Source organism: Pseudomonas bohemica (assembly GCF_002934685.1).
Lineage (GTDB): Bacteria > Pseudomonadota > Gammaproteobacteria > Pseudomonadales > Pseudomonadaceae > Aquipseudomonas > Aquipseudomonas bohemica.
The window spans coordinates 161,445-182,731 of record NZ_NKHL01000121.1 but is presented as its reverse complement, the minus strand read 5'-3'; the positions used below and the strand labels follow the sequence as shown (position 1 = coordinate 182,731).

The 21,287-nt window shown below is 59.6% G+C and carries 20 protein-coding genes; 11 read left to right on the top strand and 9 right to left on the bottom strand.

Translation table 11 applies throughout. The annotated features are described in order from the left end of the window. Positions 1 to 26: 26 nt before the first annotated feature. The 4 genes from CE491_RS28370 to coq7 all read left to right on the top strand — a co-directional run bounded on the left by CE491_RS28370 (position 27) and on the right by coq7 (position 2,992). Complete coding sequence (locus CE491_RS28370; RefSeq protein ID WP_110951633.1) at positions 27 to 950, top strand: DUF805 domain-containing protein; 924 nt, start codon at positions 27 to 29, stop codon at positions 948 to 950. A 57-nt stretch (positions 951 to 1,007) separates the two neighbouring features. Next, complete coding sequence (locus tag CE491_RS28365; protein ID WP_110951632.1) at positions 1,008 to 1,793, top strand: SDR family NAD(P)-dependent oxidoreductase; 786 nt, start codon at positions 1,008 to 1,010, stop codon at positions 1,791 to 1,793. An 87-nt stretch (positions 1,794 to 1,880) separates the two neighbouring features. Further along, complete coding sequence (locus CE491_RS28360) at positions 1,881 to 2,219, top strand: histidine triad nucleotide-binding protein (RefSeq protein ID WP_110951631.1); 339 nt, start codon at positions 1,881 to 1,883, stop codon at positions 2,217 to 2,219. Positions 2,220 to 2,344: 125 nt separating this feature from the next. Then, positions 2,345 to 2,992 carry a 2-polyprenyl-3-methyl-6-methoxy-1,4-benzoquinone monooxygenase gene (gene coq7, locus CE491_RS28355; RefSeq protein ID WP_110951630.1) on the top strand — a complete coding sequence of 216 codons (648 nt, stop codon included), beginning with the start codon at positions 2,345 to 2,347 and terminating at the stop codon, positions 2,990 to 2,992. 184 nt (positions 2,993 to 3,176) lie between these two features. Here the strand turns inward: coq7 and CE491_RS28350 are convergent, their stop codons facing one another. After that, positions 3,177 to 3,599, bottom strand: a complete 423-nt coding sequence (locus tag CE491_RS28350; protein WP_110951629.1) for an OsmC family protein — start codon at positions 3,597 to 3,599, stop codon at positions 3,177 to 3,179. A gap of 207 nt (positions 3,600 to 3,806) precedes the next feature. Here CE491_RS28350 and crp point away from each other — a divergent pair, with 207 nt between their 5' ends. Continuing rightward, on the top strand, positions 3,807 to 4,451 hold the full coding sequence (gene crp, locus CE491_RS28345; protein WP_110951628.1) for a cAMP-activated global transcriptional regulator CRP: 645 nt from the start codon (positions 3,807 to 3,809) through the stop codon (positions 4,449 to 4,451). A gap of 6 nt (positions 4,452 to 4,457) precedes the next feature. Here the strand turns inward: crp and CE491_RS28340 are convergent, their stop codons facing one another. The 4 genes from CE491_RS28340 to CE491_RS28325 form a co-directional block, all read right to left on the bottom strand. Further along, positions 4,458 to 5,153, bottom strand: coding sequence for a lipoate--protein ligase family protein (locus CE491_RS28340; RefSeq protein WP_110951627.1), 696 nt, complete (start codon positions 5,151 to 5,153; stop codon positions 4,458 to 4,460). A gap of 97 nt (positions 5,154 to 5,250) precedes the next feature. Continuing rightward, positions 5,251 to 6,090, bottom strand: a complete 840-nt coding sequence (gene trpC / locus CE491_RS28335; protein ID WP_110951626.1) for an indole-3-glycerol phosphate synthase TrpC — start codon at positions 6,088 to 6,090, stop codon at positions 5,251 to 5,253. Continuing rightward, positions 6,087 to 7,136 carry an anthranilate phosphoribosyltransferase gene (gene trpD, locus CE491_RS28330; RefSeq protein ID WP_110951944.1) on the bottom strand — a complete coding sequence of 350 codons (1,050 nt, stop codon included), beginning with the start codon at positions 7,134 to 7,136 and terminating at the stop codon, positions 6,087 to 6,089. The genes trpC and trpD overlap by 4 nt, the downstream gene beginning before the upstream one ends. A gap of 18 nt (positions 7,137 to 7,154) precedes the next feature. After that, positions 7,155 to 7,754: an aminodeoxychorismate/anthranilate synthase component II gene (locus tag CE491_RS28325; protein ID WP_110951625.1), complete on the bottom strand. Its 600-nt coding sequence runs from the start codon at positions 7,752 to 7,754 to the stop codon at positions 7,155 to 7,157. Positions 7,755 to 8,224: 470 nt separating this feature from the next. Between CE491_RS28325 and estP the strand changes: the two genes are divergently transcribed. Continuing rightward, entirely contained in the window at positions 8,225 to 10,165 is a 1,941-nt protein-coding gene (gene estP / locus CE491_RS28320; RefSeq protein WP_110951624.1) for an esterase EstP, read from the top strand. A 176-nt stretch (positions 10,166 to 10,341) separates the two neighbouring features. Here estP and trpE read toward each other — a convergent pair whose 3' ends face one another. The 3 genes from trpE to rpe all read right to left on the bottom strand — a co-directional run bounded on the left by trpE (position 10,342) and on the right by rpe (position 13,383). Further along, a complete protein-coding gene (gene trpE / locus CE491_RS28315) occupies positions 10,342 to 11,823 on the bottom strand; it encodes an anthranilate synthase component I (protein WP_110951623.1) in 1,482 nt (493 codons plus the stop codon). A 70-nt stretch (positions 11,824 to 11,893) separates the two neighbouring features. After that, positions 11,894 to 12,712 carry a phosphoglycolate phosphatase gene (locus tag CE491_RS28310; protein ID WP_110951622.1) on the bottom strand — a complete coding sequence of 273 codons (819 nt, stop codon included), beginning with the start codon at positions 12,710 to 12,712 and terminating at the stop codon, positions 11,894 to 11,896. Further along, positions 12,712 to 13,383 (bottom strand): ribulose-phosphate 3-epimerase, encoded by a 672-nt coding sequence (gene rpe / locus CE491_RS28305; RefSeq protein ID WP_110951621.1) that lies wholly within the window; start codon positions 13,381 to 13,383, stop codon positions 12,712 to 12,714. Before rpe ends, CE491_RS28310 begins: the two co-directional genes overlap by 1 nt. Before the next feature lie 284 nt (positions 13,384 to 13,667). Here rpe and CE491_RS28300 point away from each other — a divergent pair, with 284 nt between their 5' ends. Beyond that, a complete protein-coding gene (locus CE491_RS28300) occupies positions 13,668 to 14,294 on the top strand; it encodes a TetR/AcrR family transcriptional regulator (RefSeq protein WP_110951943.1) in 627 nt (208 codons plus the stop codon). A gap of 122 nt (positions 14,295 to 14,416) precedes the next feature. On the opposite strand, the gene CE491_RS28295 is transcribed toward CE491_RS28300, so the two are convergent. Then, positions 14,417 to 17,152, bottom strand: coding sequence for a beta-glucosidase (locus tag CE491_RS28295; protein WP_110951620.1), 2,736 nt, complete (start codon positions 17,150 to 17,152; stop codon positions 14,417 to 14,419). Between the two features lie 465 nt (positions 17,153 to 17,617). On the opposite strand from CE491_RS28295, the gene CE491_RS28290 reads away from it, so the two are divergent. From CE491_RS28290 to gspG, 4 genes are all read left to right on the top strand, one after another. Further along, a complete protein-coding gene (locus CE491_RS28290) occupies positions 17,618 to 17,845 on the top strand; it encodes a hypothetical protein (RefSeq protein WP_110951619.1) in 228 nt (75 codons plus the stop codon). Positions 17,846 to 17,926: 81 nt separating this feature from the next. Then, positions 17,927 to 19,645 carry a type II secretion system ATPase GspE gene (gspE, locus tag CE491_RS28285; RefSeq protein WP_199885294.1) on the top strand — a complete coding sequence of 573 codons (1,719 nt, stop codon included), beginning with the start codon at positions 17,927 to 17,929 and terminating at the stop codon, positions 19,643 to 19,645. A gap of 2 nt (positions 19,646 to 19,647) precedes the next feature. Next, complete coding sequence (gspF, locus tag CE491_RS28280) at positions 19,648 to 20,850, top strand: type II secretion system inner membrane protein GspF (RefSeq protein ID WP_110951617.1); 1,203 nt, start codon at positions 19,648 to 19,650, stop codon at positions 20,848 to 20,850. Positions 20,851 to 20,860: 10 nt separating this feature from the next. Next, positions 20,861 to 21,286 carry a type II secretion system major pseudopilin GspG gene (gene gspG / locus CE491_RS28275; RefSeq protein WP_110951616.1) on the top strand — a complete coding sequence of 142 codons (426 nt, stop codon included), beginning with the start codon at positions 20,861 to 20,863 and terminating at the stop codon, positions 21,284 to 21,286. Position 21,287: the final 1 nt, after the last annotated feature.

Below are 21,287 nucleotides of genomic sequence, written 5' to 3'. Positions count from 1 at the left end.
TTTACCCCAAGACAAGGAAGCCAAGCATGGCCGAGCACTTCAAGATCGTTTTCGAAGGACAGCTGCGAACGGGCGTGGATCTGGAAACTGCGCGCCTGAATCTCGCGCAGTTGTTCAAGAGTGATGTGTCCGGGATAGACCGCTTGTTCACCGGCAAGCCCATGACCGTCAAACGCGGGCTGACCCGCGACGATGCGCAGCGGTACTTGAAGGCGCTGAACGACGCGGGAGTCGAAGCGAGTATCGAGCCAGAACAGCCGGTCGCCTGGACTCTGGAAGAAGTCGAGGAACCTGCGCCGGCCAGACCGGCATTCGAACAAGCCGCCTCGCCTTACGCTCCTCCCCGGGCCTCGGTGGCCAATGACTGGCCAGCCGAGGGTGAACTCAAGGTGTTCACCCTTCAGGGGCGTATCGGTCGGCTGCGTTATCTGGCCTGGACCATGGTGCTGAGCTTCGTGGGAATGTTGCTCGCGGCGCTGTGTTTCGGGGTATTGAGCATGTCGCTGATTGCCGGAGGCCTGCTTGGTACTGTGCTGCTAGTAGCGTTCATCGTAGTCAGCATTCAAATGGGCGCGCAGCGTCTGCACGACGCAGGTTGGTCGGCCTGGCTACTGCTGCTGAATCTGGTGCCGGTGGTCGGCGGCTTCTTTCCGCTGCTGATGATGGTCGTTCCTGGCAATGCCGGCCCTAACCGCTACGGAGCGCCGCCGCCAAAAAATACCCGATCCGTGAAGATCCTTGCGGCGCTGTGGGTGGTCTTCCTTGCCTTGATATTTGTGGGTGCGCTGATGGGCGGACTGCAGAAGGTCAAAGAAGAGGTTCAGGCCACGACCGGCGATTATGAACAGACCCTGCCCTATGACGACGATTCTGGCGATGCCGCGCAACCGGCCGTTCCTGTAGACCCTGTAGATCCGCCCGATGCAGGCGACAACGACGAAGATCAATAACTGCCTGACAGCAGGGAAGCTGTCTCGACACTTGCAACACGCTCATTGGAGAATTGCATGACCCGTTACGCCCTGGTCACAGGCGCATCCAGCGGCATTGGCCTGGCCATGGCCGAAGCCCTGGCCCGCCGTGGTCGCAATCTGATTCTGGTTTCCCGTCATCGGGACATGCTGGAAAGTATCGCGATCGAATTTACCCAACGTTTCGGCGTCGAGGTACTGTTCCGGGCCTGTGATCTGGGTGAGCCTCTGCGGCTGTCGGGATTTCTGCTGGAGCTGGAAGAAGGCGAGCGGCAGATCGACATGCTGGTGAACTGCGCCGGTATCGGCAACAGCGGGCCGTTTCTGGCCCAGGAATGGGCACAGGAACAGGACTTGCTGGACCTCAATGTCCTGGCGCTGACCCGTTTGTGCCATACCGTTGGCAACCTGATGGCCGTTCAGGGTGGCGGGCAAATCCTCAATGTCGCCTCGATCATGGGCTTCCAGCCGGGCCCGTGGATGAGCACCTATGCGGCGAGCAAGGCGTTTGTGCTGCATTTTTCCGAAGGATTGCGAGAAGAGCTGAAAAAGACCGGCGTGAAGATTTCGGTGCTCTGCCCCGGGCCCACGCGCACGTCGTTCTTCCGCACCGCGCAACTCAATGCCGATAAATTCACCGACGACAAGACCATGACCGCCGAAGAGATCGCGTTGTACACCGTGCGCGCGCTCGACCGAAACCGCGCGGTGATCATCCCAGGCTGGCGTAACCGCTTGCTGTCCCATTTGCCGCGCGTCGCCGGGCGCTGGATGACGCGCAAAATCTGGGCTTCGATGCTCAAAACACGCACTTCAGCCTGATACGCTGCCTGGCAACAAACGGCTGGGCGTGGCTCGACACGCTCAGTACACTGCGCCTACCACCCTCGAAAACGGAGCAACAAGGCTGTGGAGACTCTGTTCACCAAGATCATCAATCGCGAAATTCCGGCGAAGATCATCTATGAAGACGATCAAGTGCTGGCCTTTCACGATATCGCCCCTCAGGCGCCGGTCCATTTTCTGGTCATTCCAAAAAAGCAGATCCGTACCCTCAACGATGTGACGGAAGAAGACAAAGGCCTGCTGGGTCATATTCTGTTCACCGCTCAGCGTCTGGCCAAAGAGCTGGGCTGCGAGGAAGGCTTTCGTGTAGTGATGAATACCAATGAGAAAGGCGGGCAAACCGTCTATCACATACACATGCACGTGCTGGGCAACCGTCAGATGACCTGGCCGCCGGGCTGAGTCGCCTTTCCAGCGACTTTACACCCGCCGAGTGCCTGTCACGGGCTTCGGCGGGCTGACGCAAGACAAGCCCCGTCACATTGATTGAGGTAGACTGGCCGCCGTGGATTTATCCGGAGGTGCTCATGGCTACCGAACGTCACTATTCCCCTATCGATCGTTTCCTTCTGCAAGCCGATGCCGCGATGAAAACGCTGCTGCCCGCCAGCGCGCACTCGCACCGCCCCTCGCCTGCCATCGTTCAACCCGAAACCAGGATGAGCGAGACCGACACCAAGCACGTCGCAGGCCTCATGCGCATCAACCATACCGGCGAGGTCTGTGCCCAGGCGCTGTATCAGGGGCAAGCCCTGACCGCCAAGCTGCCTCATGTCCGCAAGGCCATGGAGCATGCCGCCGAGGAAGAAATTGACCATTTGGTGTGGTGCGAACAACGCATTCGTCAGCTCGGCAGCCATACCAGCGTGCTCAATCCGCTGTTCTATGGCATGTCTTTCGGCATTGGCGCGGTGGCCGGGCTGATCAGCGACAAGGTGAGCCTGGGCTTCGTCGCCGCCACCGAAGATCAGGTCTGCAAACACCTGAACGAGCATCTGGAGCAACTGCCTGTCGAGGACGAGAAGTCCCGGGCCATTCTGGAACAGATGCGGACCGACGAGGAGCAGCACGCCGAAGGTGCCATTCAGGCAGGCGGCTTCCGCTTCCCGGCGCCGGTGAAATTTGGCATGAGCGTGCTGGCGAAGGTGATGACCAAGAGTACGTATCGGATCTGATGCCGAGTCAGGCAGTTGGTAACCTGGGGGAGTGAGCTTGCTCACGAAGCGCCAGGTACAGCTGCGACATCATTCTGAGCTGTAAATCCGTCTTCGTGAGCAAGCTCACTCCACAATGCAACCCTGTTACAGACATTGAAAAGGCGCCTTGATGGCGCCTTTTTTGTTTATCGATCGCTGTTTATCAACCCAGCTCGATGATTTCGTAGTCGTGGGTGATTTCGACGCCAGCGTTACCCAGCATGATCGACGCCGAGCAGTATTTTTCAGCCGATAGCTCAATGGCGCGTTTGACCTGAGTCTCTTTCAACCCACGGCCCTTGACCACGAAATGCAGGTGAATCCTGGTGAACACCTTGGGATCCTCAGTGGCGCGTTCAGCTTCTAGAAAGGCTTCGCAGCTTTCGATCGGCTGACGTGCTTTCTTCAGAATGCTGACCACATCGAAGTTGCTGCAGCCCCCCAGGCCGATCAGCACCATCTCCATCGGGCGCACACCCAGGTTTCGACCACCGCTCTCGGGCGGGCCGTCCATCACGACGACGTGACCGCTGCCCGACTCGCCGAGGAACATGGCTTCACCCGCCCACTGAATACGCGCTTTCATCCTCAGGACTCCACTGCTTGAAAAAAGGCGGCCAGCTTAGCACAGGGTCGGGATGTCGCTGAGTGGACCGAAAAGGTCGAGAAGCGACAGAAATGTAGGAATTTTCTGAAAAAATGGCGAATTGCCGCTGCCTAACTGTGACAAATCGGAAATACTGCCGATACCTATAGGAATGCCGCAGGGCGCAGTTTTTTACGGGATACACCCATGGTTGCCATGACCCCACCGAACAAAGTGAAACTCGTCGACAAGCTTCTTCCCTATGCGCAAAGAAAACGCTGCGCCGCCAAGAGCAACATCATTTGCGCGGGCGAGCAATCCGAGTCGCTGTACCTGATCATCAAGGGTTCGGTCACGATCCTGATCGAGGGCACCGACGGCCGCGAGATGATCGTGGCCTACCTCAACAGCGGTGACTTCTTTGGCGAACTGGGGCTGTTCCAGCAGGCGAGCACCGGCCCACAGCGCAGTGCCTGGGTGCGCGCCAAGACCGAATGCGAAGTGGCCGAGATCAGCTACGCCAAATTCCGCGAGCTGAGTCAGCACGATCCTGAGCTGATGTATGCAATCGGCGGTCAGATGGCCGAACGCCTGCGCAATACCACGCGCAAGGTCGGCGACCTGGCATTTCTCGATGTGACCGGTCGGGTAGCGCGTAGCCTGCTGGACCTGTGCAAGCAGCCGGACGCCATGACCCACCCCGACGGCATGCAGATCAAGATCACCCGTCAGGAAATCGGCCGGATCGTGGGTTGCTCGCGGGAAATGGTCGGGCGAGTACTCAAATCGCTGGAAGAACAGAAGCTGGTCCACGTGCGCGGCAAGACCATGGTGGTATTCGGCACCCGCTGAAGAAGACTACAGCCGGGCGAACAGGTCAGCGTAGCGCCCGCCCAAGCGTTCGATGAAATCCGTTGCGACGAACAGTTCGTGCAGCGCGATGTGGCTCTCGGCGCGACAACGTTGCTTGACCTCGCACATCTCATTGAAGCGGTTAACGGCATTGACCATGTCGACCCGCTCGTTATCCAGCAGCATCGCACCATGGGCCAAGACCACCGGTCGCTGTCCGCCCTGACTCTGGCGCCAGCGCTGCGCGGTGCCGACCACCTTGCGGCCGTCGAGATTGACGTTGAAACGCCCGTCACAGAATGCCCCTTCGACTTCACCCAATGAAGCGGCGCCGCCCAGCTCGCTCAACACATCGAGCATGGGCTGACACAAACGCATATAGGCTTTTTCGATGCGGTCCCGGTCCAGATCGGATTTGGGCTGAACGTAGACCAGCGCGACGTTGACGGTGGCGGGCGATTGCGGAACCGGTTCGCCGCCACTTTCACGCAACAACACTGGCCAGCCCATGTCGGCCAGGGTCTCACTGGCCTTGGAGAAACCTGGGAGGCGACTGAGGCGGCGCGGCATGACCAGCGCATGATCGTTGGGTCGCCAGAACAGCAACCCGTAATCGGCATCCCCGGCGCAGACCGAGGCCAACAGATCCTGCTCGGCTTTGAGGCCGGCTTCAACGCAGATGTCGATTACCGGTGTGGTCATGCGCATTCCTCGTGGAAACTCACCTGTAGCAGCCCGGCTTACCGGCAGCGTCGATCATGAAATCTGTGCCGGCAAGTCGGACTGCTACAGCGATCAATCAATCCAGCGTGCTGGATTTGATCGCCGCCGGGCCCTTCTCGGGGAAGAACAGCCGCTGCAATTCCACGCCCGGCTTCTCGGCGCGCATGAATGCTTCGCCGACCAGGAAAGAATACACGTCGCTGATTTCCATCAGCTCGACATCGGCACGGTTGAGAATGCCGCTTTCGGTAATCACCAGACGGTCACGCGGAATCCGAGGCAAAAGGTCCAGCGTGGTTTCCAAGCTTACGTCGAAGGTGTGCAGATTGCGGTTGTTAATGCCGACCAACGGGGTGTCGAGGGTCTTCAGTGCCCGCTCAAGCTCATCGCCGTCGTGCACTTCGACCAGCACGTCCAGCCGGTTGGCCCTTGCGACCGCTGCCAGCTCAGCCATCTTCACGTCATCCAGCGCAGACACGATCAGCAGGATGCAATCGGCGCCGAGCGCGCGGGCCTCGACGACCTGATAAGGGTCGATCATGAAGTCCTTGCGAATCACCGGCAATTTGCAGGCGCCACGGGCTTCTTTCAGATAAGCGTCGGCGCCCTGAAAGAAATCGATGTCGGTCAGCACCGACAGACACGTCGCGCCGCCGGCTTCGTAGCTCCTGGCGATCTCGGCAGGCTGGAAGTTCTCGCGAATAACGCCCTTGCTCGGCGACGCCTTCTTGATCTCAGCGATGACGGCCGGTTGTTTACGCTTGGCCTGCTCGATCAACGCCCTGGCAAAACCACGCGGCGCATCAGCGGTCGCGACCAGGGTTTCCAGCTCGGACAAGCTGACGCTGGCACGTCGCGCTGCGACCTCTTCGGCCTTACGGGCCAGGATTTTTTCCAGTACCGTCGGCACACTCATCCTTCATTCTCCTGTCTGAATACCGCAGTAAAGGCGCCCAACTCTTCCAGCTTCTCGCGAGCAAGGCCAGTGTGCAGCGCATCGTGGGCCAACTCCACGCCTTCTTTCAGCGAAGAAGCATGGTCTGCAGCATAAAGCGCAGCACCGGCGTTGAGCACAATCATTTCCGCAGCTTTCTGACCGTTTTCGGTCTTGCGTCGGCCCAGGGCGTCGCGAATCAATTCGAGCGACTGTTGTGGACTATCGACTACCAGACCGAACAGGCTCTGGCTCTTCATGCCCAAGTCTTCCGGCTGGACCCAGTATTCGGTAACTTCGCCGTTTTTCAGTTCAGCGACGAAGGTCGGCGCGGCCAGACTGAACTCGTCCAGACCGTCCTGGGAGTGAACCACCAGCACATGCTTGCTGCCCAGGCGCAGCAGAACCTGCGCCAGTGGACGGCACAAAGCCTGATTGAACACGCCGACCACCTGATGCTTGACGCCTGCCGGGTTGGTCAATGGGCCGAGCATGTTAAACAGGGTCCGCAGGCCCAGATCCTTGCGCGGGCCTGCCGCGTGTTTCATCGCTTGATGATGGGTCTGGGCGAACATGAAGCCGATGCCCACGCTGTCGATGCAGCGCGCCACCTGTACCGGCGTGAGGTTCAGATACACACCCGCTGCTTCCAGCAGATCGGCACTGCCGCTTTTGCCCGAGACCGCGCGGTTGCCGTGCTTGGCCACCGTGCAGCCCGCCGCGGCAATGACCAACGAGGCGGCGGTGGAGACGTTGAAGATATTCGCACCGTCACCGCCAGTACCGACGATGTCGACTACCTTATCCAGGGTCTTGAGCTCGACCTGATCGGCCAGCTCACGCATGACCGACACCGCGCCGACGATTTCGTCGATCGTCTCGCTTTTCATGCGCATGCCCATCAGGAACGCGCCGATCTGCGCCTGGGTGCATTGACCGGTCATGATTTCGCGCATGACGTCGCGCATTTCGTCGGTGCTCAGGTCCAGTTGGTTCACAACCCGGCCCAGCGCCGTCTTGATATCCATTGCCATATAGAAGTGCCCTTAACCCTGACGAGTGCCGCCGGTCTGCTTGAGGAAGTTGGCGAACAGCTCGTGGCCCTGCTCGGAGAGAATCGACTCGGGATGAAATTGCACGCCCTCGACGTTCAACGTCTTGTGACGCAAACCCATGATTTCATCGACCGAGCCGTCTTCAAGCTGGGTCCACGCGGTCACTTCCAGACATTCGGGCAGCGTTTCACGCTTGACCACCAGCGAGTGATAGCGGGTAACGGTCAACGGATGCTTCAGCCCCTCGAACACGCCTTTATCTTCATGGATCAGGTCGCTGGTTTTGCCGTGCATCACTTGGCGGGCGCGCACCACATCGCCACCGAACGCCTGGCCGATGGACTGATGGCCCAGGCAGACACCGAGCACCGGCAACTTGCCAGCGAAGTGCTTGATCACGTCGAGGGACACGCCGGCTTCGTTCGGCGTGCATGGGCCAGGGGAAACCACGATGCGCTCAGGGTTCAGGGCCTCGATCTCGGCGACGGTCATTTCGTCGTTGCGGATCACCTTAACGTCGGCGCCCAGTTCGCCCAGGTACTGCACGACGTTATAGGTAAAGGAGTCGTAGTTATCGATCATCAGCAGCATTTTGTGCTTAACCTTTTGAATTAACGCTTCTAAGGTGGCCTTCGGTTTTAATGCTCACGGTTGCGCGAATTGATCGCAGGAGGGAGTCCGGCGAGACGGCGCTAAACCGAGGCTTGAGAGGGCATATCAATACAGGTCCGGCATGGCCGGCAGGGAAATAGTCAGGCGCGCCAACGCCAACGGGCGTGAGCCTTGATAACGCGCATCAAGAAGCTGCTGACAATCGACACAGGAAAGGTCTCGTTCATACGTTGCCGCACAGTAGCGTACCGCCGCATGTGGCGCAATATCGTAGTGGCCGGCTGGCAGTGCTCGAACGTCATTTGGCGGCAATTGGTGGGTTACAAGGTGCAGATCTACCCCGCAAGGCCAGTACAGAATGATGTATCCAAGTGACGCGAGACATGGCGACTTGTATCCAGGCTGCTACCTTCTGCTACGGCAATACAAAACAAGAAGGGATCTCTCAAATGCTTAAAGCCATTCTGCGTAGGCCATTCGCTGCCTGCCTGCTGTCACTTGCCTGCTCCTCAGCTGTAGCGGCGTCCTCTCCTTACTCGACCATGATCGTTTTCGGTGACAGCCTCGCCGACGCGGGTCAGTTTCCCGACACAGGAGGACCTGCCGGTGCAACGCTGCGCTTCACCAACCGCACCGGCCCGACCTATCTGAACGGCAGCGGCGAAGTCTATGGTTTGAACTCATCAACTTTACTCGCAGGCATGCTCGGCGTCGCTCCCGGCGACCTGCAGGCCTCGACTTCACCGGTGCGCGCTGCGCAGGGCCTGGCCGATGGCAACAACTGGGCGGTGGGCGGGGATCGGACGGATCAGATCCTCGCGGCTATCACCACACAATCGCAAGTAGCCAATACGGATACTTCAACCGGGGTGACGACAGTCTTCCGTACACGGCCGGGCTATCTTGTGGAAAACAACTTCCGCGCCGACCCGAACGCGCTGTACTACCTGACCGGGGGAGGCAACGACTTCCTGCAGGGCCGGGTATTGAGCGTGGAACAAGCGGTGAGTGCCGCCAATAACCTCGCCGACGGCGCGCAGGCGCTGTCGCAGGCCGGAGCGCGTTACATCATGGTCTGGCTGCTCCCCGATATAGGCCAGACGCCCGCAGTCTTCGGTACTCCTCTACAAACCCCATCCACGTTGCTCAGTGGCGTTTTCAACCAGCAACTGGTCGATCGGCTGGGGCAGATAAATGCCGAGGTCATACCGCTTAACGTGCCTGGCCTGGTTCGCGAGGTTCTCGATGATCCGGCCCGCTTCGGTCTGGCTGCCGACCAGAATCTGGTAGGTACTTGCTTCAGCGGTAACAGTTGCAGAGCCAATAGTGTCTATGGGATCAGCGGCAGCACGCCCGACCCGACCAAGTTGCTGTTCAACGATGGTGTACACCCCACCGTCGCCGGTCAGCGCCTGATCGCCGACTACGGCTATTCGATTCTCTCCGCGCCCTGGGAAATCACCCTGCTCCCGGAAATGGCCAACGGCACCCTGCGTGCGCAACAAGATGAATTGCGCCGTCAGTGGCTGGCCGATTGGGGCAACTGGCAAAACGCCGGAGACTGGCGCGCAATCATCGCTGGCGGCGGTCAGAAAATGGATTTCGATACGCAAGGCAATTCCGCCAGCGGCAACGGTCATGGCTATAACCTGACGGTCGGCGGCAGCTACCGGTTTGCCGACGACTGGCGTGCAGGTCTGGTCGCCGGGGCTTATCGGCAGACGCTGGAAGCTGGGCCGAGAGATTCGGACTACAAACTCAACAGCTATATCGCCACTGCTTTCGTGCAGTTTCAGGCGACTCACTGGTGGGCCGATCTGGCTGCATCGGGTGGAAAACTCGATTACGACAACCTCAAGCGCAAATTCGCTCTGGGCATCAGCGAAGGCGCAGAGAAAGGAGACACCGACGGCAATCTGTGGGCACTCAGCGGTCGGCTGGGTTTCGATCTCGCCCAACCGAGCAGCCGCTGGCACCTCTCGCCTTTTTTCAGCGCCGACTATTCTCGCGTAGAAGTCGATGGCTATTCAGAAAACAGCACTCGCGCCACCGCGCTGACCTATGACGACCAGACCCGCAAGTCGAAACGACTGGGCGCAGGTTTGCAGGGCAAATTCGAGATCACGCCTCAGACGCAACTGTTTGGTGAAGTGGCGCATGAGCGGGAGTTCGAGACCGACCAGCAGGACGTGACCATTGCCCTGAACAGCGTGCCGGGGGTGGATTTCAATCTGCAGGGTTATGAGCCGCAACGCAGTTTGAATCGGGCAAGTGTTGGCGTGAGTCAGAAGCTTGCGCTTGACCTGACGCTGCAAGCCGGTTACAACTGGCGCAAGAATGATGACGTGACACAGCAAGGGGTGAATTTGGCGGTCAGTCTGGATTTTTAACGCAAATTCTTGCGATGAAATGGCCTGCCGCTGAAATCCAGCGGCAGGCCAGGATTAATCTGTGGGAGTGAGCTTGCTCACGAAAAGGCCAGTACATCCACAGCAGATGTAGCGCCTGAACACGCGCTTTCGTGAGCAAGCTTCCCACAGGTGTAACGTTCAGCGGATTTTTCCCATCACGTCTCTGGCGTCTGCTCCGCCAACGCCACCGCGCGGAACATGGCACGGCGTTTGTTCAGGGTTTCTTCCCACTCCAGCGCTGGCACCGAATCGGCCACGATACCGCCGCCCGCCTGGACGTGCAGCTCGCCGTTCTTGATCACCGCGGTGCGGATGGCAATCGCGGTGTCCATGTTGCCGTTCCACGCCAGATAACCCACCGCGCCGCCGTACACGCCGCGCTTGACCGGCTCGAGTTCGTCGATGATCTCCATTGCGCGAATCTTCGGTGCGCCAGACAAGGTGCCCGCCGGCAGGATCGCCCGCAGCGCGTCCATCGCCGTCAGCCCGCTTTTCAAATGGCCGGTGACATTGGAGACGATGTGCATCACATTGGAGTAGCGCTCGATCACCATCTTCTCGGTCAGCTTCACCGAACCGATTTCCGAGACACGACCGGTGTCATTGCGCCCCAGATCGATGAGCATCAAGTGCTCGGCGATTTCCTTGTCATCGGACAGCAGGTCAACTTCCAACGCGTGATCCGCTTCTTCAGTCGCGCCACGAGGGCGAGTACCGGCAATCGGGCGCACGGTAATCAGGTTGTCTTCGACCCGCACCAGCACTTCCGGCGAACTGCCGACGACGTGGAAGTCGCCGAAGTTGAAGAAGTACATGTATGGCGTCGGGTTGAAGCAGCGCAGCGCGCGATACAGATCGATGGGTGCGGCTTTGAAGTCGATGGACATACGCTGCGATGGCACGACCTGCATGCAGTCGCCCGCCAGGATGTACTCCTTGATGGTGTCGACGGCTTTTTCGTAGTCGGCTTGGGTGAAGCTCGAGCGGAAGATCGGGTCGGCGGCTTGCGGGCGTGTCAGATCCAGACCACGACGTGGAGTGATCGGCTGACGCAGCCTTTCCATCAGAACTTCAAGACGTGCCAGTCCACTTTCGTAGGCCTCTGCCTGCGTGGGATCGACCAATACGATGGCGTGCATCTTACCCGCCAGGTTGTCGAACACGACGACCGCATCGGAGACCATCAGCAGAATGTCCGGCACGCCCAGGGGATCGGGATTTGGACATTTGCCAAGACGCGGTTCCACGTAGCGCACGCAATCGTAGCCGAAGTAACCGACCAGGCCACCGTTGAAGCGCGGCAGGCCCGGGATGGTCGGTACGTTGTAGCGGGCCTTGAAGGTTTCGACGAAGGCCAGCGGATCTTCGGCCTCCAGGCTTTCGACTTCGACGCCGTCGTGGGTCACGCTGATCTTGTGCTCATGCACGCGCATCACGGTGCGGCACGGCAGGCCAATGATCGAGTAGCGCCCCCACTTCTCCCCGCCCTGCACCGACTCCAGCAGGTAGGAGTTCGGCTCATCGGCAAGCTTCAAATAGATCGACAGCGGCGTGTCGAAGTCGGCCAGCGTTTCGTAGGCAAGCGGAATGCGGTTGTAGCCTTCAGCGGCCAAGCGCAGGAATTCTTCGCGGGTCATGATCAGCCTCGTGGTCTGAGGGTAAAACGGTCAGGTGTGCAAACGCGCCGGACGTCCGGCCAGATTCAAGTCAGGTGCGCCAACGCCAACGGGCCAGGGCCTTGATGACTTTCATCCAGAGTTTGCGAGTGACCACCACGATGGATTCTCTAAAGGAGGGGGGTTGAACGTCGGGCAACGTTATCTCAGCCCCAAGATCTAAGCAACCGGGAATCAATTTGCGCAAATCGTCGATCACCAACGCCGGGGACTCCTCGGCGATCGGCCGGCCGTGGTTATAGCCATAGCTCAGTGCCACGCAGGCAACACCGGCCGCCTTGGCAGCCAGCACGTCATTGCGCGAGTCGCCCACAAATAGCGATTGCGAGCCGGGGGCACCGGCCATTTTCATCACGAAGAACAGCGCGGCTGGGTCGGGTTTCTGCTGTGGCAAGGTATCGCCACCGACGATCCAGCGGAAGAAACGCCCCAGCTTCATCTCATCGAGCAGCGGGGCCACGAAGCGCTCCGGCTTGTTGGTGATCAGGGCCATTTCCACGCCCTTCTTCTGCAGCCATTTGAGGGTTTCACGCACGCCGGGATACACCACGGTCAGCGCGTGGCTCTCGCTGTAGGCTTCCATGAAGATCGCCAGCGCAGCCTCGGTGGACGCTTCATCGACCGAGCTGTGATCGAGATTGTTGGCCAGTGCGCGACGCACCAGGACACGCACGCCGTTGCCGACCCAATCGCGCACCGCGTCGATACCGGCGGGTTCGCGCCCGAGCTGAACCAGTGTTTTATCCACAGCTGCGGCCAGATCCGGCACCGAGTCGACCAAGGTCCCATCCAGATCGAACATGATCAGTTTGGGCAGGCGACCCGGGAACAGCTGTTCGAAGCCGCTCATCAACGAGCCAACGCCAGTTCTGCACGCATTTTTTCAATGACCTCTTGGTAGTCGGGCGCATTGAAGATAGCCGAACCTGCCACGAACGTATCGGCGCCAGCGGCGGCGATTTCGCGGATGTTGTGGACGTTGACGCCACCGTCGATTTCCAGACGGATATCGCGACCGCTGGCATCGATCAGCGCGCGGGCTTCACGCAGTTTGTTGAGGGTGCCGGGGATGAATTTTTGACCGCCGAAGCCAGGGTTGACGCTCATGAGCAGGATCATGTCGACCTTGTCCATGACGTATTCGAGCAGGTTCAGCGGGGTTGCCGGGTTGAACACCAGGCCGGATTTGCAGCCGCCTTCGCGGATCAGTTGCAGGGAGCGGTCGATGTGCTGAGTCGCTTCCGGGTGGAAGGAGATGAAGGTTGCACCCGCTTCGATGAAGTCGCCGATGATGCGATCCACAGGGCTGACCATCAGATGTACATCAATAGGCGCAGTGATGCCGTACTTGCGCAACGCCGCGCAGACCATCGGACCGATGGTCAGGTTGGGGACGTAGTGGTTGTCCATGACGTCGAAGTGGACGATGTCGGCGCCGGCGGCCAGGACATTGTCGACTTCCTGACCCAGACGGGCGAAATCGGCGGACAGAATCGACGGAGCAATAGCGAAGGGCTGCATGACGCACCTTTTTGAGCGAAATCACGGTGGCGCGCATTGTACTCCAAGAGTCCGAAGCGTGGCTCGGGTGGCGGATGAATGCCGTCGCTCCCCCGCAAACACGGGCCTTTCCATGCGATTGCCGTGGGTAGCTGAGGCCAAACCCTCAAATGCGCCCTTGCAACCCGGCGCAAGAGCATGCTCGACTTGTCACGCACGGCAGCAGATGAGCTTGAGGCTCACAGAAGGATTCACTGTCGCTCGGATATTGGTATTTCATGGAGGCGCCAGGCGCGAGCATCGCAATGACAGGTCATTCATCCACTACAGCGCCTCGTACCCGTCGCGCGCCGAAAGGCGAAAAACGTCGGGAGGAACTGCTGGACGCAGCGCTTCAGCTGTTTTCCCTCGAAGGCTACACCGGGGCGTCCATTGCCCGCATCGCGGATATCGTCGGCATATCGGTGGCCGGCGTGCTGCATCATTTCCCCAGCAAAGTGGCACTGCTGATGGGGGTCCTCGCACGGCGAGACGAGGTCAACCACCGTATCGTCGATCAGTTGCAGAGCGAGCCGACACTTCGCAGCTTTCTGCACGGGCTGCAGGAGATAAACCGCTCGAACGCAACTGCACCCGGGGTCATTCGCGCGTTCAGTATTCTCAATGCCGAGAGTTTGGTAGACAGCCATCCCGCCTGGGAATGGTTTCAGACCCGCTACACGGCGATTCACCGTCGAATGCGTGAGCGACTGGAAATGCTGGTGGAAAAAGGGGAGGTGCGTGGGGACGTGGATCTGGATGCAACGATCCATCAACTGCTGGCGATGATGGACGGGTTGCAGCTGCAGTGGCTGCGGTTTCCCGGGACGGTGGATCTGGTAGCGCGCTTTGACGGGTATGTGGCGCAAGTGGAAAGGGACATCCGCCCCTGACCACTGGCCACACTGTATCAATACCTTCCGATCCACGAGGCGGGAGCGCCAGCCATCCGGCGCATCAGGTATGAATCACCCCTGATGTGCCCTCCTCTGGCAGCACCCGCCTCGTCGCTGAATCAGTAGTCGGTGTTGTCGTAATCACTGCTGCCAGTGCTTTCGTCAGCACTTTCGCTTTGGTCGAAGACACCGCCTGTCTTGATGGCTGGCAAGGTCACCTTGGTCGAGTTCAGCGCTGAACGCGGCAACGGGTTGCTTGTAGTAGTCGAGAGTTCCTGACGGAACGAGTTGACCAGTTTCGCGTTGAGTCGAATGTCATCCGACGCAGCGCCCAGACTGATGTTGAAGGTATCGGCGTCGACCACCCATTGCTTGCTCGCCTCGTCGAAATACGCCAACGAACGGTCATTCAGTTCGATGGTGACGTGACGTGTTTCACCCGGCTGCAGGAAGACCTTCTTGTAGCCCTTGAGCTCCTTGACGGCGCGTTCCACTTTCGGGTTTTGCTGACCGACATACAGCTCGGCCACTTCGGAGCCTGCACGTTTGCCGCTGTTGGTCAGATCGAACGACACCTTGATCGGTGTGTTGCCCACCGCAACGCCCGGCGTGACGGAAATGTTGTTGTAGGTGAACTGGGTGTACGACAGGCCGTGACCGAAAGCGAACAGCGGCTTGGTGCCCTTCTTGTCGTAACCGCGATAGCCCAGCATCGTCAGATCGTGCTTGTAGCTGATCTCTTTGAGCGTGCGGGTGTTGTCGAACTTGGGGAAGTCCGGATAGAGCGGGTTGTCTTCGACATTGCGTTCGATACTGATCGGCAGCTTGCCCGACGGGTTGACCTTGCCGAACAGGATCTCGGCAAGCGCCTGACCACCGTTCTGCCCTGGGTAGAAGGCGTGCAGTGCTGCTGGCACCTGATCGATCCAGTCGCTCATCTTCAGCGCTGTGCCGCCGTGCATCGTTACCACGGTGTTCGGGTTGGCCTTGGCGATGTTCTGGATCAGCTCGTTCTGATATTCGGGCAGGTCGAAACTGTGGTCGAAACCTTCGCCTTCGTATTCATTGCTGTTACCCACAGCCACCACGACCGCGTCATAGGCGGACAGATCCTGCGGCGCAGTGAGCGATGCCCAGGCCATCTGTACACCCACCAGGCCGCCCATGGTCGACAGGTACCCGTCACGGCGCGAGTACTCAAGCTTCACGTCGTACGCTTTGCCCGCTTCCAGCTTGATCTTGCCGGACACCGGAATGGTCGGAGGAATACTCTTGTTGGTGATGTTTTCGCCATCACCGTTGTCGATGATCTTCTCCCCGTTGACCCACACGCGGACCGCGCCATCGGCACGCACCTTGAACACCTGATCGCCGCTGGTGGTCGGGGTGACTTTGCCGCTCCAGCGGATCGAAGTGTTGGAGGTGTCGCCATTGCTCGGGATGTCATCGGTGGACCAGTCCATATCGACGTGGCTGTCGATACGGGTAGCGGACGGCTCGCCCGACCAGTTGGCATTGGTGAAGAACTCGGCCTTCATGCCGCTGACTTCGTTGCCCTTGCTGTCGGTGGTGGTCCACGGCGAGGCTGCAGGATCAAGGGACAGGCCGTCCAGGAACTCGACCTTGGCGTTCGGGGCCATTTGCTTCAGGCCACTGAACTCGCTGATGTAGTGCGTGGCGTCGACATGGGCACTGCCGAAACCGGTTGGCGGCGCGTACTTGGCCAGGTTGCCAACGACAGCGATGCGCTTGACCTTGGACTTGTCCAGCGGCAGCACGTCGTTCTGGTTCTTCAGCAACACGATGCCTTCGCGGGCGATGTTCAGCGCGACCTTGTTGCTGGTTGCGCTGTTCATGTTGTGCGTGGTCAGCGGCGCGAATTTGTCGAACTGGTACAGGTAGATGTTCTTGAGGATGCGGCGGACCTTGTCATCGATGGTCGCCATGTCCAGCTCACCGCTGTCCAGGTAAGGCTTCAGCACCGAGCTGTTCATCTGGCCACCCATCATGTCCAGATCGGTACCCGCCTGCGCGGCCGGCAAGCCATGAACGACGGCGTTGTAGTCGCTCTGTACCAGGCCCTTGTAGCCCCATTCCTTTTTCAGGATGCCGTCGATCAGGTGCTTGTTTTCGCACGCATACTCGCCGTTCACCTTCTGGAACGAACACATCATCATCGCCACGGTGCCGTTCTTGGTTGCCGACTCAAACGGAGGCAGCGTCATTTCGCGCAGTACACGCTCCGGCATGACCTGATTGAGGATGAAGCGATTGGTTTCCTGATCGTTGCCCGCATAGTGCTTGGCTTCAGCCCACACGCGGCGCTGCTGGATGCCGTTGATCACTGCCGGGCCCAGGCTGGCGCCCAGGAATGGATCTTCACCGGACAGGTACTCGAATGCCCGGCCGCTCCACGGCATGCGGTACAGGTTCATGCCAGGACCGGTAACGAACTGGTAGCCGCCGGTGGCGGTGTCATAGCCCAGCGCGCGGCCGAAATCGATGGCGCGGCGCGGGTTGAAGGTGGCTGCCAGGTTAGGGCCGGATGGATAGACCACGCCCGAATCGTTGCCCTGGCTGGTATAGCGGATGCCCGCGCCGCCATCGGCACCGTAAATCTGAGGAACGCCGTATTGACTCAGCGGTTTGACGTCCCAACCGCCGATCCCGCCGATGTACGCCAGTTTTTCTTCCTGGGTCATCTTGGCCAGTGTTTTTTCGGCCGCTTTGTCAGCGCGAATCTCTTTGGCAGCCAGTTGCTCCTGCGTGGTTGTATCGGCAGCGTTGGCATGGCTGATGGCCAGACTCAACAGGGCCAGAGCCGAATGGGCACCCAATGTTTTACGGTTTCGCATAGAACCATTCTCCAGATATCGCCCGCGCTGTTTTGTCGCAGTTGACACGCTGAAACCGTTGATTCCAGGCAATAGCTTGCCTATACCGAAGTCTCTAACCAGAAACAACGGACGACGGAAAACAGCGGCCGAACTAGCGACCAACGTTTGACGACACAATCTCAACTACTAAGGTTAATGGCAATAAGCCACTGATTAGCACGGGAATACCCGCTGCATTTAAATTAAGGCTTCTGTTTTCAGGCGAAGTCAAACAAAAAACAGACGATCGTTAAAACTTGTAATTTTTTGACACAACCAGTGAACTACCGCTAAACCTACAGGTCTGTAGGTTTAGCAATTTTTCTGGATACCGCCTGCAGACCTCGCAGAATGGGGTTTCCAGACGGCAGAAGCGCCGTACCCAGCCCGTTCTCGCGGCCAGACACGTATTTCAAGCACGATATAAACACTGGAGACTACCCCATGAAAATGCCAATACTCGGCACCCTTGCAGCAGTAACGATTGCGCTTTCCGGTGCGACTTTCGCTGCCGATTCCGATACACAGGAAAACGTTTCCGGCGCATCTGATTCAACTGTAATGACTCAAACTCAAGGTACAACAATCGAGAAAAAACAGCATAAACAGAATCAGGCTGATGAAAACAAACGCGGCCGCCCGGCAAATAAAACAGCGCCTGCGTCAAACTAACGCACGCGCTTAATTGGTGCGTAACTCATTACCAAAGGGGGTCTCGAAAGAGGCCCCCGTTATTTGAAGCTTGCTGTGTCCATAACGTTGCCCCCCATCAATAGCCAACACCTGACCGCACTGTCTTCCGAAGCGCTGTGTGGCTGGTTGCTGGCCCATGCCGGGCTCAAGACAGTCGACCTCGAACGCGCCCGGCGATTGGCCCAGGATGCCGACGGCAGCTCGCTGACCGAAATGTTGACGCGTCTGGGGCTGGTATCGGAAATGGACCTGGCACGCGCCTGGGCATCGACCCTGAATGCACCGCTGCTCATGACCGACGCCGTGCCACTGCCCGCTGATGCCCTGCCCGCGCTCAGCGAGCGCTTCCTGCGCCACTATCGTCTGTTGCCCATTGGCAAGCATGCCGATGGCGTTCACGTACTCGCGGCCAACCCCGGCAATGCCTATGCCTTCGACGCGCTGCGTTACGCCTGCCAGTTGCCGGTGTACGTTTCGGTGGGTGCCGCGAGCGAAGTGGACGGCCTGATCGAGCGCTTCTACGGTCAAGGTCGCTCGGCAATGGGCTCCTTGATCGAGACGCTGGATGAGCACAGTGGCGCCGAAGAGGACATTGAACATCTCAAGGACCTGGCCTCCGAGGCTCCGGTCATCCGCCTGGTCAACCTGATCCTGCAGCGCGCGGTCGAACAGCGCGCCTCCGACGTTCACATCGAACCCTTTGAGAGCCACCTCAAGGTGCGTTACCGGATCGACGGCGTGCTGCATGAAGCAGAAGCTCCCCCTTCCAGTTCTTCGGCAGCGATCATTTCGCGCCTCAAGATCATGGCCCGGCTGGACATTGCCGAACGGCGCCTGCCTCAGGACGGCCGCATCATGCTGCGCATCCAGGGCAAGGAGCTTGATCTGCGCGTCAGCACCGTGCCCACCAGTTTCGGCGAGTCGGTGGTCATGCGTCTGCTCGACCGCCAGACCGTGAGTTTTGACTTTCCAAGCCTGGGCATGGACGGCGAGCGTCTGCAGACCTTTCTCGACGTGCTGGAAAACCCGCACGGCATTCTGCTCGTCACCGGCCCCACCGGCTCCGGCAAAACCACCACGCTGTACACCGCCCTGTCGCGCCTGAACACCGCCGAACGCAAGATCATCACCGTCGAAGACCCGGTGGAATACCAGCTGGAAGGTATTAACCAGATTCAAGTAAAACCCGCTATCGGTCTGGACTTCGCCGGGGCGCTGCGCTCCATCGTGCGTCAGGACCCGGACGTGATCATGATCGGTGAGATGCGCGACCTGGAAACCTGCCGTATCGCAATCCAGTCCTCGCTGACCGGCCACCTGGTGCTTTCCACCCTGCACACTAACAGCGCTGCGGCGAGTATCACCCGCCTGCTGGACATGGGCGTCGAAAGCTACCTGATCGCCTCGACCGTCAAAGGCATTCTGGCCCAGCGTCTGGTGCGCAGGCTCGACCCTGTCACGCGAGTCGCCTTTGAGGCACCGCCGCAACTGGTGGCTGAACATGGCCTGGAGCGTTTCACCGACCAGCGGCCGATTCTGCTCTATCGCCCGGCCAGCGAGTTGTCCGGCGGTGGCTATCACGGGCGCAGCGCAATCACTGAGCTGCTGGTGATGAACGAAGAGCTGCGTTCGCTACTGATGCGTCAGGCCGATGCCGCCACGCTGGAGCAAGCCGCCCGCCGCAGGGGGTTGCGCACGCTCTACGAAGAGGGTTTGCGCCAGGCCGTTGCAGGCGTCACCTCGCTTGAAGAGGTGCTGCGCGTTACGCGCGGCGACTGACCATGGCGCATTTCAAATACCGTGCACTGGATGCCGAAGGCGCCGTTCAGAATGGTGCGCTGCAAGCCCCCGACCAAACAGCCGCTCTGGCCACCCTGCAACAGCGTGGCCTGCTGGTATTGAGTCTGGACGCCAGTGCCGGTAGCGACTTGCGCGCCGTCATGCGTCGCAGTGCCATGAATGGCGCCGCGCTGGTCAGTTTCACACAGCGACTGGCGACGCTGCTGGGGGCCGGTCAGCCGCTGGAACGCGCGCTGGGCATTCTGCTCAGACAGACCCACGAGCCCAAACGCCATGCATTGCTGGAGCGGGTACGGGAGCAGGTCAAGGCTGGCAAGCCCTTGAGTCAGGCGCTGGAAGAAGAACACGGCCAGTTCTCAGGCCTGTACATCAGCATGGTGCGTGCCGGTGAGGCTGGAGGGTCGCTCGAACATACGCTGCGACAGCTCTCCGACTACCTTGAGCGCAGCCAGATGCTGCGCGGCGAAGTCATCAACGCGCTGATTTACCCGATCTTTCTGGTGGTCGGCGTGCTCGGCTCCCTGGCATTGCTGCTGGCCTACGTCGTGCCGCAGTTCGTACCGATTTTCCGCGACCTCGGCGTGCCGATCCCGCTGATCACCCAAGTCATTCTCGGGCTGGGCGAATTCCTGAGCGCTTACGGCCTGCTATTGCTCGCAGCGATTGTGGTGTCGATCTGGAGCATCGCCATCATGCGCCGAGATCCGCAGCGCCGTCAGCGTCACGACCGGCGCGTACTCCTGATCAAGGTCATCGGCCCGTTGCTGCAACGGGTCGAGGCCGCCCGACTGGCACGCACGCTGGGCACCCTGCTGAGCAATGGCGTGGCGCTGTTACAGGCGATGACCATCGTCCGTCAGGTCTGCGGTAACCACGCATTGCGCGCTCAGGTCGAGCACGCCACCGATTGGGTCAAGGGCGGCGGCACGCTGGCCCAAGCCTTCGGTGAACACCCGCTGCTGCCGGAGCTGGCACTGCAGATGATCGAGGTCGGCGAACAGGCCGGCAATCTCGACAGCATGTTGCTCAAAGTCGCCGACGTGTTCGACGTTGAGGCCAAGCGCGGCATAGACCGCTTGCTCGCGGCCCTCGTCCCCAGTCTGACAGTGGTCATGGCGGTGATGGTGGCGGTGATCATGCTCGCCATCATGCTGCCGCTGATGAGCCTTACCAGTAACATTTGAGGAAACACCCATGTCTCGTTTCAATCTCGCCCGCGGCCACCGCCAGGGCGGTTTCACCCTGTTGGAAATGCTCGCTGTGATCGTGCTGCTGGGTATCGTCGCCACCATCGTCGTGCGCCAGGTCGGCGGTAATGTCGATAAAGGCAAATACGGTGCAGGCAAGGCGCAACTGGCCAGCCTGGGCATGAAGATCGAAAGTTACGGCCTGGATGTCGGCACGCCCCCGGCGAACTTGCAGCAATTGGTCAGCAAACCAGCGAACGCCCCTGGCTGGGCAGGTCCTTACGCCAAGCCATCGGACCTCAAGGACCCGTTCGGACATGCCTTCGGCTATCGCTATCCCGGCGAACACGGCAGCTTCGACCTGATTTTCTATGGTCAGGACGGCCAGCCAGGTGGCGAAGGCTACAAGGCCGACATCGGTAACTGGGAATAAC